A 12,784-nucleotide genomic window follows, 5' to 3' on the forward strand; every position below is an offset into this window, starting at 1 on the left:
AATGTGTTGATTCAATTTTTAGATCATCTCGCCTACAACACTTATTGATCAATAAGTATCTGAGACTGATGAAAGTGAAAGCATATTGGCAAAAAGACGATATGCTCCCGCTACTCCTGCAGGCAGTTGTCTAAATAGAGACAAACTATTGTAAATATAATAACCTTTTCCTGTTTTGCGAAGCAGCAACAAACCATCTTCATGCTGATTATTTGCGTTTTGCCCCCGTAGTATTGGTTCAAAGTCTGCACTCCATTTTTGCGGTAAAAAAAGTGCCCTGTCCTGCACCCAATTTTGAAAATCATGCTGCCCAATTAAATTGGGGTAGTTCAATATACGATGGGATGGGTCCAAAAATGAAATGCGGGTTTCTGTATTTGTAATTCTTTCCTGAGAAACAGCTAGAGGATAAGTCCCAACCTCAGTCAAATGCAAATCATATGGCGTATTATACTGCCCTATCAATACACCGCCCTGCTCCACATAGTCACGGAAAAGCTGATGAAATTCCGCAATTAAGGGATGAGTATTGTAAATCCGTACTCCCAGGACCACTGCATCAAAATCGAAGAGATTTATTTCACCAATGGACTCAAATGGAATAATATCCAATTGCTCAACAAGTTGGCACAAGCTCCCTCCAAGTTCATCATTCATCCCCGAAATATAAGCAACTTTCCGGGCCGTAATATTCACTGGCAAGTTCAGCACCCGTAGTATTCCCTTGGGAAAGTAAGTTACTTTGTTAATATGCGGATAAACAATACTTTTAGCTGTGAACGGATATATACCTGAACTGGTCTCAATCTCAAATCCAATCTCTTGAATCTCTTCCTGTGATGCTGCTGAACTCAACTCAAAATAAAGTTTTTCCGCTGCATTACCTGCGATGTTGAGATCAATTTCTTTCGGAAATGCGCTCAATCCGTCCGGAAGCGTTAACCTCACTTTAAAAGGTAAGGATTCGGCTATATTGGATTGCAGCTCCAAAGCAACTAAACGTTGGGTCGCTTTAGACAGCACAACGATATCCGAATCAAATGCTGCTGTTACCGGGGGAGCTACGACAACGAGACTACCTGCATGTCTTACAGGAAGCTTAATCGCGATCGGTAAGCCGGCAAATTCCAGTTCCAGATGAACCAACAATTCGGTCCCATATTGTGTCAATACAACATCAGCAGACGATTCTGGTGTATAATTATGTGCGTCACCATTAGCATTAAGCCAAGTTGGAAAAGAAGGTAAAATTGTATCAAGAAGCTGACCATTCAAATGGATCATTTTCGATGGAGACGAGGGAAGATCTATTTGCCTTGCCCCCCTTATAAAAGGAACATTTACCGCTGTCAACTGCAAATTAGACTCCACTGGAATATGCGCATGCAAGATCATATTAACCTCGGTTCCCGGCACCCATAGGGCGTTAGAAGCCTGTACTTCTAAGGAGACACCAGCAAAATCAAGTAGCAGACGTTCTACCTCAGCTCGTTTTTTATGAATAATATTATCTTCGGGAACGATCTTCATCCAAAATAAAATCGAAGCAAGCTCCAATGTAAGCTCTGCCGTATCAGACTCACATTTTGCGATAAGGTCATCCACCAACCGATTGAATACATTTGCATAAGAATCTTGCACTGAACAATGCGTAAAAATAGTATTCACAGCCTCTGAATTGATCGATGCACTTTTTAATACTTCAAAATACTCGATACTAGAGTGATGCTGCGCCAAACTTCCCATGGCCTGAGAACGATGTCGATTACGACTTTCTGCTGCAATTTCACCATAATGTAAGTCAAAAGAGCCATGTCTTATAGGAATATCCAAAGAAATATATGCTGGCAAAGGTGTTACTTCTCCGCCAATATCTTTAACACCACTCTCCTGATATACATTCCACAGCAATTGCTGAGCTTGCCAAGGTGCTAGTTCTGCTAACTGTTCGCTGTAAGCTGTTGGATCAGCGGCCAGATCAAAAGCTTTCGCCATTAGGATTGCTGAGGCCTGATGGTGCCCATGCGAGTCAGGGACATTCGGCGAAAATCGCGTTGCAATTACAGTGGGACGAAAATAACGGATAGTCCATACCATATCTGCCAGTACACCATTTTCATCCCATCGCGCCAACGTCTCATCGACTGATTTTGCAAAGCCGAAATCCTTTGCCCGTGTAAAGAACTGTTTTGTTCCCTCAATTTCACGTGCCGCAAGTGACTCCTGCACCCGAAGTACCCCCAGATCCAATCCCTTTTCTCTACCTATAAAATTCTGTCCTCCCTCACCTCGCGTAACAGAAAGGTAGGCAGTATCGACCACCTGATCCTGCGCTAGAAATGTCAATAATTTATTGTTTTCATCGTCTGGATGGGCACCGGTATATAAAACACGATCCGAAATTTTAAGCATAGATAGCCCGCGCATCATCATTTGTTTTTTACCTGAAAAAGCTTGATTTAAATGCTGCGTTTGTGCCTGTTGTGCTAAAAATTCCATTGCCATATCCTTCCTGCTAAATAATTCTTCGGTTCAAATATAGGAATATTTTTCAATAATCTACTAAATAGATAGATTATATATCAATACACTTTAAAACTAGTAGAAATAAGCATTTAAAAATAAAAAGGCAAGAGACAATTTAATCCAATCGTGTTAACACACCTTCTTTATGACAGTAAAATTCATAACTAGCCTTCCTTCTAAAACGTATAACCTTTTCGATATAGATACTATTATGTTTTTTGCTAAGGGCAAAATACTTTTGCTGAAGTTTGAGTGGTAAACCAGTCCAGTGAATAGATCGTTCGAGTTCTAAGCCATGCGTCTGACTAAATTCCAAGACAAAATTTGTGTCTCGCCAGCTCAATGCAATTTCAGTTTTATTCTTCGAGCGATCTAAGGCTATCAGCACGTCATTCTGATCGACAATCTTACGCGAACTACCTGTCAGCAATATCGCCCCTGAAACCACCATAGCACCATAACCTATTTTTTTAAATACCTGGTCGCTGAGGTAGGGTAATATAAACTGAACAGTAAATGATGAGACTATTGTTGCAACGGCAATTGCCAGGCCCAGTCCCAGCGCTGCCTTAGAATACAGACCTAAAATAATATAAATAATAAGTTTTACGAGATGTAAAAACACTTCATTTGCAGCACGGGTGGCAATAATCTCCTCTTTGGAAAGCCCCATTTTCAAATAAAACCGATTGAACAACAAGCCGATTGCACCTGTAATTCCTGAAATAAAGCCCGAAAGAAAACCTATAATTGCCAAAAAAGATTTCGAGCACTTACTTTCCGAAGATAACGCTGCATTTTTTGATTTAAACAATTGAGGGATATTTCCCATGAGGAAAAAAGCAACAATCAACTGCAAATAGGAAGGTTCTATATATTTAATCAGATATCCACCTAATAGTACAGCCGGAATTGAAAACGGTACAAACCACAGAAAGATCTTCCAGTTGATATGCCGCTTAAAAACAATTATTCTCGATACTGAGCTGGTAAACGTACCAATCGTCAACGAAAATGGAATTAACGATGAAGGCAACATAAAATTCAATAAAGGAATAAGAATAAGGCTTGCTCCCCCTCCACATATGGCGCTGATCCAAAAAGCGACTATGGTACTTAAAAACAGGACAACTAAATTTATCATAGGATTTCAACAAAAAAACTACTTCACTGTAGCCTCTGACAAAAATGCACCGACTTTCTGTAGAAATTTAGAATTGATATCCCTAGCCCTCAATATAATCTACACCATTCATCTGCTCAATGCTCAACCTTGTTTTTGTATAAAAACTAAATGCTTTCGTATAATATAGGTTGCGTGAAGCAATGAAGAATATAGATTTGTAACGATATCCCATACGTTAAGGGTATTAAATAATTTTGAACACATATAAATTAGTCGGGATGAAAGTTAGGCAAGTGTTGATTTTTAAAAGTTCTGTAAAGACCAAAAGCAAGAAAGAGTTTTTGATGCAATTGGTCAAAACTCATCTTCCACAAGTACAAGATGCTACTGTCGATCTAGATGATGAGGATGCCATATTCAGGTTCGAAACAGAAGAGTGCTCCATCGACTACCTGACGAAGTTCCTACATGGTTATGGTATCCAAGTTGATTTCCTGGATCGCTTTGTAGTTGCCTAAGCCGCCAGTAGATTACAGCAGTCCTCCCGTGTATTGTTTAAAGAAAGCTTCTCGATAGATTTCACCGATCGGAATTTCAAATTTGTCGATGTAAACAGTATGGTTGTCAAATGAATCAATAAAGGACAAATTAATCAGATAGGATTTACTGGTGCGTGCAAAGAGGCTCACCGGAAGTTTCTGGTGAATTGTCTTCAAATTCATTGCAGTAATCAGTTTATTGTTCCGGGTATAAATAACCACATAATCTTTGAGTGCTTCTATAAAGCGAATATCAGTAAATGCAATTTTATAGTATTTCCTATCCGATTTAATAAAAAGTGCATCCTCACTGGCCTTCTCAACCGTACTTTGATTTTCTTTTAACGCTAGTAATTTTTTATAGGCTATTGCTTTATCGATCGCTTTGGCTAAGCGGTCTTTATTGATCGGCTTCAACAGATAATCTATTGCATCCAATTCGTAACTTTTCAGTGCATATTGCGCATAGGCAGTCGTCAGGATAACCAGCTTGTCATTGGGAAGAGACTGTGCAAAATCGAGTCCATTAACCGTTGGCATCTCAATATCCAGAAAAAGCAAATCCACCGAATTTGTTTTAATACATTCTAATGCCGATATCGCGTTGGAAAATGTACCGACTATCTGAATGGACGAAATTTCTTCGATTAAATTTTTCATTTCTTCCCTAGCCAGGGGTTCATCGTCTACAATAATGCAATTCATAATGGAATAGTAAGTTTAACACTATACAATGTTTCAGTCGTTGACACCGACAGTTCATAATCATTTCTATATAGGAGATCCAGTCGTCTTTTGGCATTAGCCAATCCCAGTCCGCTGTATTTGCTTCGGACAAATAAGCTGTCGGGATCTTTCGAATTTTCACATTCAAAACAAAGCTGCTGATTAGCTTCAGAAAAATGAATTGTAATAAAGGTATCACCAGCGCCTGCGCTTAGACTATGTTTAATTGCGTTTTCAACAAAGGCTGTAAAAAGATGTGGTGGTAGGAATATACCTTTCTTTTCCAATTCTGCTGGGCAGGATATACGCGTTGTGAGGTTATCACGGCGTATTTCCTCCAATTTTAGAAAATTGGAGATAAAGTTGATTTCAGACCTCAAAAGCGTCCTATCATCATTATTTTCATAGAGCTGATATCTTAGAAAGTCTGATAGTTTCATGATGACCTCCGTAGCCATATTCGGATCTTTTCGAATTAAAGCCTTAACATTGTTCAGCATATTGAATAAAAAATGTGGCTGAATCTGGTTCTTCAAGGATATAAGCTCTGTGGTCATTTGTGCTGTTACTTAGCCTATCCACGTCCATCGCACAGACTAAAGATAGCGTGCAGCAAAAAGTGAGGGCTGTGGTTACCGACAAATTTCCCATAACACGGGTCCTCAATTTGACCTATGAATCCAATACAGGATACCGTTATTCATCAAAGCTCCAAGGTCAGGATTTACCTAAAACAAAAGTAGAATCGATGTACCAAGCCGGAGGTAGTATCAACATTAATTTTTTAAAGAGCAGAACCTGGAACTTGGGTACCAATATTGGCTATCAGTTCACTTCTGTAAACTCCAATCGTTTAGACCCCATCGCACAATCCACCATACAGTCAACCCATCAATATCATTATCATTACGAATCACTTAATCTTACCCGTTATTCACGTTTGTGGGGCAAGGTAGCATTTTATACCGCAACGGTTGCTGCCAATGGGAGTGAAAAAGCAATAGAACGCATTAATGGGATATTATCTGCTACTGTGGTCCTAAAAGCTACGCGGGAGATTCAAATGGCGGTGGGCCTCATCGGCTTTATAGATCCGGCAGCAATTATTCCGGTTTTACCAACCTTTGCCTACAAGCAACAATTTGCCAATGGGATGATACTTGATGTCATCTTACCTAAAGGAGCCTACCTTCGAAAAGAGGTCTTGCGGAATGGCCGCGTTTCAATAGGTTCCGATTTAAATAGTACGATCTTTTACCTCTATAACTTTCAGGGCGCTGAAAAAGTATATACCTTCAGTCAGATGGAGATCAATTCGGGTCTGACTTATGAACATAACCTGGGCCGATCTTTTATTGCCACCCTTAAATCAGGACTAAAAACCATACCCCGTGCACGCGTATTTGAAAAAAACAAAACCCAGCGCGATTATGTATGGGAAGCAAATCCCGGTCCTTCGTTTTATATTAATGCGGGGCTTTCCTTCAATCCCTTTGCTAAGAAAAGGAAATAATATCTTTTTTTCGGGTTATCCACCCCATATAAATCGATGATTGAAAGAATCGAACAGGAGGTTCAAATCCGGCTTCTTCACAGAGCTCGACTAATCGTTCTTCCGAGACATGCAACAATTCGTGCTCGATTCTTCGCAATCTTTGAGCGACCTGTGTTTCATCTATCCCCTTGGGTAGAAGAAGCCGCAACAACTGCAAGTTTTGTTGAATCTGCTCCTTATTGCCCGTAATATCTAATAATAACAAGGGTGCTTGCGACATCATTCTCTTGGAAATATCTTGGAGCATAACCAATTTTTCGCCATTGTCTTCTAAAAAGTGTAATACAAGCAAAAGCGTCGCAGCACCAAATTGTTTCTCTTCGTCCAAATCACCTACCACACCTTCGACAAGATGAACATTCTCATCCGCTTCAAATTTTTCCAGGGCCTGGCTAATCATCTCAGGCGACGGATCTACCCCGGTTATTGTCCAAGATTCTGCTGTGTCGACAAAACGTTCTATTTCATTTCCAGTACCACATCCTACCACCAGTAAATCCTTGTTTTCAGTTTCTCGGAGGAGCTTTGGCAACTGATCTAAAAAATAATGGTAATTGGGAATCCAGCTCTCAACAAATTGATCATAGCCACTTGCACGCTCATTTTCAAACAGTTCTACTTTATTCATTTATATAACAATAATCATTCAATATAAAATTAGCATTCAATTGAAAGGGTGCCCTTCTGTATTTCAAATATACATAGAAAACCAGTAATTTAAAACAATTCTAAATAACATACTAATATTCTGACAATCCCGTTACTAATTTCACCTCTTTGATGCGTGAGCGAGTTTTATCTTTAGACTATCAGTGCTGTTTTTTTGAAAGTCTATCAATTACTTTTTCAGATCAATTCCTTTCACCACCCCAGGTTTAAAGATATTACCCAGCGTATGCATGCGTTCAATTGCATTCAAGTTAAGCCTACTCTTTTTTGATGCTTTTTCAGTATTGATTTCGGTATAAAATTAAACCTTTTAGGTATTATTAAAATCAAGCAGTCTGCTCATTGTTTATTATATCATGCATAGTGACTATGATTGTTCCTCAACTATACTGTTCTTTTACCATGACATCTTTGCTATGACTCTTTGAAATTTTCGGAATCATAAAGATGATTTTCGACCATCATGATTAAGCGTTTTAGGGATAGATTTCTATATTTTTAATAGCGCGATTGATGAAGGCTGATAACCGTATCTTGATAACATCTGGCAAATCAGTATAAAAAAGGCCAGAAAATTAATTCTGGCCTTCGAAAAATACAATATCTAACCTACATTACTTACTTTTTTAACCGATGCCGATCACAAATGGTTTTAAATATTTTTAGGAAATTCGTCTTTCCACCAAGTAAAACGCCAGTCATCGCCTTCTTCTTCGGTCAATAGGCATTCTTCAAGCTACGACAGATATTTTTCTTTATCTAGATGCTGACCTATAAATACCAATTCATTTTTTCGATCTTCCCACTCCGGGTGCCAACGTTTAAGAAGTTCAGCGCTAATTTCGGCATAACTGGGATACTGATAACGCTGCTCTTCGGGCATGCTACTCCACCATGAGCCTGCACTTTCCAATCTTACGCTGCCACCTGCCTGACTAAAACTAATCGCAAGATTCGGCCGGGATGCCAACCAGAGGAGACCTTTAGCGCGTATGATATTATGTGGGTACCGCTCATTGAGATAACTGTGCAGTCGCTGGGGATGGAAAGGCCGTTGCGATCGAAAGACAAAAGATGAAATACCATACTCCTCTGTTTCGGGGCTATGTTCATTTTCAAGTTCTCTGATCCATCCAGCCGAAGAGGAAGCTTCATCAAAGTCAAACGAGCTCGTACCCATAATTTCCTTTGGATCAACACGTCCAAATTGTGTACGGATTAATTTGGCTCCAGGATTGAGCCGCCCAATAGCAGACTCGAGAGTGCCCAAAGTTTCCTCAGATACCAGATCGGCCTTATTCAAAAGGATAACATTGGCAAATTCGATCTGATCAGTCAACAGACTTACAATTGCCCTATTGTCATAGTCGTCATCCGTCAGTTTCCGATCTAATAAGGTATCGGCGCTTCCAAAATCTTTAGCAAAATTGAAACAGTCCACCACAGTTACCATAGTATCAATGTAACTGAACGTAGACAGATCAATCCCATTGTCAGCACTACTATAACTGAATGTCTGCGCTACTGGAATAGGCTCCGAAATACCAGTACTCTCGATAAGAAGATAATCAAAGCGATTTTCTTTCGCTAGTCGCTCCACCTCCACCATCAAATCCTCCCTTAAGGTACAACAAATACATCCGTTGCTCATCTCCACTAACTTTTCTTCTGTTCGCGAAAGCACATTTTCACGTTCAACAGCTTGTGCATCAATGTTCACTTCACTCATATCATTAACAATAACAGCAACTTTCTTGCCTTCCTTATTGTGTAGAATATGATTCAATAGTGTGGTTTTTGCCGCACCTAAAAATCCACTTAAAACAGTGACAGGTAATTTAACTTTTTTGGAAATGCTGCTCATAGTAATTTCGTTTAAACAAATGTAAAAACAAAACAACACAAATGCAACATTGTTGCTATATAAAGATATACGCTAAAACAATAACAGGTGAACTTCCTTAAAAACTTTCGCATGATGAAGTACAAACCTCGTTTAACATATCAGCATCCCCTTGTCGTAACGTACGTTCACGATCAGCATCCCGGTATTTGCAGTCTAGTTTGATAAACGGGGAAAATCCTTCAGCCCTATAGGAGCTCCATCCTCCATCAGCCCGTTACAAGTACATCGATTGGTGTATCGAGCTAGTCCTGCAAATATCCATGATATCCAGCAATAACCATCTCCACAACAAATCGTAAATCATTAATAAAATTAAAGCCGCCTGATGTAGCAAAATCAGAGCGGCTCAGCTTACAGCACAGGAAAGTCTGTAAAGGTTACCTACCAGTGGAACTATTAGCTTAAAACAAACGCACTTTAAATCCCAGTTGATACTGGTCAATATGTGCATCCCAATTGTCTACAATTTTATTATTCTTTTTGAATTGTCGGTATCTAAAATACAGCGCGCCAAGATCTATCCCTAATGCGTAACCTATCCGTGTACGACTGTTGAACGCTGGTTTTCCATCATTAAGTTTATACCTGTCGTCGTTGAGCAACATATTCAAGTCTAGGCCACCCAAGATTGAAAATTTTCTCGTAAAATTAATTTTTAGGTATACGGGTGTATTGAGATATTTCAGCGAACGGGTCCCCTTGGATAAGCCTCCAGCAAGAGAAGCCGTGTTACCATTGACACGAATTCTGGTTAAGTTGTAACTAGGCTCAACTTGAATATCCATCTTGCTATTAAGTCCAAAAATCAAATCCCCTCCCAATTGATATCCCATTCTATTGGCGCCAAATGTATTGCCACTTGCACGCGAAATATTACCACCCACCCGAAGTCCAAACCCCATTTGTCCGTAACATGCGGTCTCGAAACATAACAATCCCATGACCAAAAAACTAACTAGTGTACAATGCTTCAACTTTAATCGATCTATTTTTATCATTTTTATCATAAAACACACCTTTACATTAGACCGATGACTGTTTTCCTGCAATTCTATCCTCGGCCGTCAAGGCATATTTTTCACTTAGGGTCATTACTGCGTTTACAATATCTCGAACCCTTTCAATGGTGTGAAAATATAGCTGTGGGTTGTGGTTCTTGCGGTAACTATGCACTAAAAAAAGATCTGCCTGCTCAAGTAAGTTTGTGTAATCCATTTAAACAAAGCTAAAATTTCGTAAAAAATAGATTTAACATATTATACCAAAGGGCTTATTTTTTATACCAAAAGCCCCCTTTAAACAAAAAAGGCTAGGTGTGATTACCTAGCCTTTATCCTTAATTTTCCTTTTTCTATCAATTATCCTAAGCGACAAATCGCTTTAGATCGTTAATTGCTTTTATTTATTAAACTATTTGATCGTTACAGCAAAAGCATATTCATCTGGAGGAAGACATTGTGAAGCGTCACAAGCTTGCCATTCCACGGTACCTTTTACTGTTGCTGTTCCTTTCGTCAGCGAAACCTTTTGCTGAAAGATCACTTCATTGGTGAAGTATCCCACATCCATTTTGAAAACCTCTTCGTGTTTGATCTTCGGTTTTGGTTCAGCCGTCTTACCGACCAAAACGTAGTCAGCAGCTTTACCGAAATTGAAAGATGTTGGAATTGGGCCACCGTCTTTTACATTTTGGGAGTAAATGTGCCAACCATCTTGAATAGTGGCCTTCACATAGACCATAGCTTCCTTGTTGTTCAATTTTTTGCTGGCCACAGTCCATTTAACAGGCTTATGAATCTGAGCGAATGCGCCCGAAACGACGAACATAACCACGGTTAGTAACAATAAAATCTTTTTCATCTTTGTATCAATTTTTCAGTTTATTATTTCATTGGCAGTACATCTTAGACAGTATTTCCCCTATGAAAGATCCTGTCTAAATACTCACAACAATATTCGTTATAAACAGAATAAAATACAACACCACTTTAATAAAACAATAAATTTTACCAAAAAAAACACATAAAACCATATTTTTTACAATTTAAAGTTTATTGTTTTTTCAATTACAATAATATATTCAAAAACCCTATCAGACTAAAACAAAAGGCATTGTCAAACATTGTCTGCTGTGGGCTTGTGAACACGTTCTGCTCTACAACTTCCATCCCAAGCTAATCAATTATACATAATTATCTGTATCTTATGTATAATTCACATTTATGCCATGGCTATACCAACCACAAAAGACGAACTCCTTCAAGCTATCCGTATAAATTACAGCAAGCTTGTCTGTGAACTTTCCGATATTCCGAACGATCAAACTAATCTTCTTATACTCCAGGGTCATGCTAAAGGAACAGTAATGAGTATAAATAACCTAATTTCCTATTTAATTGGCTGGGGTAAGCTGGTTCTCAAATGGAATAAGAAAAGTGAAGATGGCAAAGAGGTTGATTTTCCGGAGACTGGTTTTAAATGGAATGAGCTAGGCAAACTGGCTCAAAAATTTTATCAGGATTATAACAATCTAGATTTTAATACTTTGTGCGCAAAACTAGACCAAACTGTTTTAAAAATTGTGGAACTCATTGAGCAAAAGACAGACATGCAGCTTTATGGTGTATCGTGGTATGAAAAATGGACCTTAGGCAGAATGATTCAATTTAACACCGCTTCACCTTATCAAAATGCAGTCGGGAGGATCCGTAAGTGGAAAAAAGAGAAAAAATACTAAACCATCGCTGGATAAGTATTGTTATTCAATAAACACATATATATTCATTACTATGGGAAATCTATTATATACTATCGCTGTTATTTTGGTCCTGATATGGGCAATCAGTTTTTTTGGAGGCTTTGTTGGCGGAGGGCTAATTCATATTCTTTTGGTAATTGCAATCATCGCAGTACTTTTACGTGTGATCAAAGGAAACGCGTAACAGATTTTTTCGATAAAAGTTTGGTTAGAAAAAAGGTCCTCATTTTGGAAAAGAGGACCTTTTTAGGGTGCTAATTACTGTGTTGATATTATAGATTCCGTTTATATTAAATATTAAGATCTCCTTCTTTACCTATATCTTGTGTATTGCCTGTAACAGCCGCTTTCAACATTTTAAACAAGTTGATGACCATATTTGAGTTTGAATCCCAATAATGCGCTTCTTCAGGTGTGATCTGTAGCAATTGGATATTGGGATCTTCTTTTCCTTTCTTAAACCAGCCTTCCATCATTTTGTTCCAATAACGGTCTATCCTTTCCTGATCCCGCGAAAGACTTGCTTTACCGTTTATACTCAAAAAGGTGTAGGTTTTGGGATCGGCATAAAATAGGGAAACTTTGGGATCCTGTGAAATATTTTTAAACGTCTCACTTTCTGCCGAACAGATGTACCAAATGTCACCATTTGCATCCACTTCCTGTCTGCTCATCGGAACACCATGGGGATAGTCAGAATCTGATGGAAATGAACAGACTGTTCCCACATCAATTTGATCGACGATCCCTTTTAGCTTTTCTAGCGCTTCTTTATTATTCAAATTATTCTCTGCCATAATATGTAGTTTATTCATGAACAAAATCCCGTCACAAATCGTTTATTTTTTTAGCAAATTTGGGCATCCTCCCGCAGTTGAAGATGAATAGTACGAATCTAAAAAAGGCAAATCAAGTAATTTTACGGGTATTTATTACTAATAATATTAGTAATTTTACAGCAAATTATTGGAGAATAAAT

Annotated in this window: 14 protein-coding genes; 4 read left to right on the forward strand and 10 right to left on the reverse strand. The window is 38.6% G+C overall.

Translation table 11 applies throughout. The annotated features are described in order from the left end of the window. Positions 1-48: 48 nt before the first annotated feature. On the reverse strand, positions 49-2,505 hold the full coding sequence (locus tag B2O97_RS00150; protein WP_286766639.1) for a PIG-L family deacetylase: 2,457 nt from the start codon (positions 2,503-2,505) through the stop codon (positions 49-51). A gap of 136 nt (positions 2,506-2,641) precedes the next feature. Further along, complete coding sequence (locus B2O97_RS00155; protein WP_159333130.1) at positions 2,642-3,670, reverse strand: sulfite exporter TauE/SafE family protein; 1,029 nt, start codon at positions 3,668-3,670, stop codon at positions 2,642-2,644. A gap of 260 nt (positions 3,671-3,930) precedes the next feature. On the opposite strand from B2O97_RS00155, the gene B2O97_RS00160 reads away from it, so the two are divergent. Further along, entirely contained in the window at positions 3,931-4,170 is a 240-nt protein-coding gene (locus B2O97_RS00160; protein WP_286753615.1) for a hypothetical protein, read from the forward strand. A 12-nt stretch (positions 4,171-4,182) separates the two neighbouring features. On the opposite strand, the gene B2O97_RS00165 is transcribed toward B2O97_RS00160, so the two are convergent. Both B2O97_RS00165 and B2O97_RS00170 read right to left on the reverse strand, forming a co-directional pair. Then, on the reverse strand, positions 4,183-4,896 hold the full coding sequence (locus B2O97_RS00165; RefSeq protein ID WP_112376016.1) for a LytR/AlgR family response regulator transcription factor: 714 nt from the start codon (positions 4,894-4,896) through the stop codon (positions 4,183-4,185). Continuing rightward, entirely contained in the window at positions 4,893-5,474 is a 582-nt protein-coding gene (locus B2O97_RS00170) for a sensor histidine kinase (RefSeq protein WP_201638916.1), read from the reverse strand. Before B2O97_RS00170 ends, B2O97_RS00165 begins: the two co-directional genes overlap by 4 nt. Before the next feature lie 2 nt (positions 5,475-5,476). Here B2O97_RS00170 and B2O97_RS00175 point away from each other — a divergent pair, with 2 nt between their 5' ends. Next, positions 5,477-6,430 carry a hypothetical protein gene (locus B2O97_RS00175; RefSeq protein WP_112376013.1) on the forward strand — a complete coding sequence of 318 codons (954 nt, stop codon included), beginning with the start codon at positions 5,477-5,479 and terminating at the stop codon, positions 6,428-6,430. Here B2O97_RS00175 and B2O97_RS00180 read toward each other — a convergent pair. The 5 genes from B2O97_RS00180 to B2O97_RS00200 all read right to left on the reverse strand — a co-directional run bounded on the left by B2O97_RS00180 (position 6,414) and on the right by B2O97_RS00200 (position 10,907). Continuing rightward, entirely contained in the window at positions 6,414-7,100 is a 687-nt protein-coding gene (locus tag B2O97_RS00180; protein ID WP_112376012.1) for a class I SAM-dependent methyltransferase, read from the reverse strand. The two genes, B2O97_RS00175 and B2O97_RS00180, sit on opposite strands and share 17 nt — an antisense overlap. A 777-nt stretch (positions 7,101-7,877) precedes the next feature. Then, entirely contained in the window at positions 7,878-9,005 is a 1,128-nt protein-coding gene (locus B2O97_RS00185; RefSeq protein WP_159333132.1) for a GTP-binding protein, read from the reverse strand. 443 nt (positions 9,006-9,448) lie between these two features. Beyond that, the gene (locus tag B2O97_RS00190) at positions 9,449-10,045 is read right to left on the reverse strand and encodes an outer membrane beta-barrel protein (protein ID WP_236560245.1); all 597 of its coding nucleotides are present in this window, start codon (positions 10,043-10,045) and stop codon (positions 9,449-9,451) included. 25 nt (positions 10,046-10,070) lie between these two features. After that, positions 10,071-10,262 (reverse strand): hypothetical protein, encoded by a 192-nt coding sequence (locus B2O97_RS00195; RefSeq protein ID WP_201638914.1) that lies wholly within the window; start codon positions 10,260-10,262, stop codon positions 10,071-10,073. A 195-nt stretch (positions 10,263-10,457) separates the two neighbouring features. Continuing rightward, a complete protein-coding gene (locus tag B2O97_RS00200; RefSeq protein WP_112376009.1) occupies positions 10,458-10,907 on the reverse strand; it encodes a protein-disulfide reductase DsbD N-terminal domain-containing protein in 450 nt (149 codons plus the stop codon). 367 nt (positions 10,908-11,274) lie between these two features. On the opposite strand from B2O97_RS00200, the gene B2O97_RS00205 reads away from it, so the two are divergent. Beyond that, positions 11,275-11,784: a ClbS/DfsB family four-helix bundle protein gene (locus B2O97_RS00205; RefSeq protein WP_159333134.1), complete on the forward strand. Its 510-nt coding sequence runs from the start codon at positions 11,275-11,277 to the stop codon at positions 11,782-11,784. Between the two features lie 52 nt (positions 11,785-11,836). Next, positions 11,837-11,989: a lmo0937 family membrane protein gene (locus B2O97_RS00210; RefSeq protein WP_112376008.1), complete on the forward strand. Its 153-nt coding sequence runs from the start codon at positions 11,837-11,839 to the stop codon at positions 11,987-11,989. 106 nt (positions 11,990-12,095) lie between these two features. Here the strand turns inward: B2O97_RS00210 and B2O97_RS00215 are convergent, their stop codons facing one another. After that, positions 12,096-12,602 (reverse strand): pyridoxamine 5'-phosphate oxidase family protein, encoded by a 507-nt coding sequence (locus B2O97_RS00215; protein ID WP_070568092.1) that lies wholly within the window; start codon positions 12,600-12,602, stop codon positions 12,096-12,098. Between the last annotated feature and the right edge of the window lie 182 nt (positions 12,603-12,784).

This window comes from Sphingobacterium sp. UBA865 (genome assembly GCF_002295765.1).
In the GTDB taxonomy this organism is placed as follows: domain Bacteria; phylum Bacteroidota; class Bacteroidia; order Sphingobacteriales; family Sphingobacteriaceae; genus Sphingobacterium; species Sphingobacterium multivorum.

What these genes read in the sequence shown, in the direction of transcription:
- B2O97_RS00150 (WP_286766639.1), bottom strand. Translation starts at nt 2,505, where the DNA reads ATGGCAATGGAATTTTTAGCACAACAGGCACAAACGCAGCATTTAAAT.
- B2O97_RS00155 (WP_159333130.1), bottom strand. Translation starts at nt 3,670, where the DNA reads ATGATAAATTTAGTTGTCCTGTTTTTAAGTACCATAGTCGCTTTTTGG.
- B2O97_RS00160 (WP_286753615.1), top strand. Translation starts at nt 3,931, where the DNA reads ATGAAAGTTAGGCAAGTGTTGATTTTTAAAAGTTCTGTAAAGACCAAA.
- B2O97_RS00165 (WP_112376016.1), bottom strand. Translation starts at nt 4,896, where the DNA reads ATGAATTGCATTATTGTAGACGATGAACCCCTGGCTAGGGAAGAAATG.
- B2O97_RS00170 (WP_201638916.1), bottom strand. Translation starts at nt 5,474, where the DNA reads ATGACCACAGAGCTTATATCCTTGAAGAACCAGATTCAGCCACATTTT.
- B2O97_RS00180 (WP_112376012.1), bottom strand. Translation starts at nt 7,100, where the DNA reads ATGAATAAAGTAGAACTGTTTGAAAATGAGCGTGCAAGTGGCTATGAT.
- B2O97_RS00185 (WP_159333132.1), bottom strand. Translation starts at nt 9,005, where the DNA reads ATGAGCAGCATTTCCAAAAAAGTTAAATTACCTGTCACTGTTTTAAGT.
- B2O97_RS00190 (WP_236560245.1), bottom strand. Translation starts at nt 10,045, where the DNA reads ATGATAAAAATAGATCGATTAAAGTTGAAGCATTGTACACTAGTTAGT.
- B2O97_RS00195 (WP_201638914.1), bottom strand. Translation starts at nt 10,262, where the DNA reads ATGGATTACACAAACTTACTTGAGCAGGCAGATCTTTTTTTAGTGCAT.
- B2O97_RS00200 (WP_112376009.1), bottom strand. Translation starts at nt 10,907, where the DNA reads ATGAAAAAGATTTTATTGTTACTAACCGTGGTTATGTTCGTCGTTTCG.
- B2O97_RS00205 (WP_159333134.1), top strand. Translation starts at nt 11,275, where the DNA reads ATGGCTATACCAACCACAAAAGACGAACTCCTTCAAGCTATCCGTATA.
- B2O97_RS00210 (WP_112376008.1), top strand. Translation starts at nt 11,837, where the DNA reads ATGGGAAATCTATTATATACTATCGCTGTTATTTTGGTCCTGATATGG.
- B2O97_RS00215 (WP_070568092.1), bottom strand. Translation starts at nt 12,602, where the DNA reads ATGGCAGAGAATAATTTGAATAATAAAGAAGCGCTAGAAAAGCTAAAA.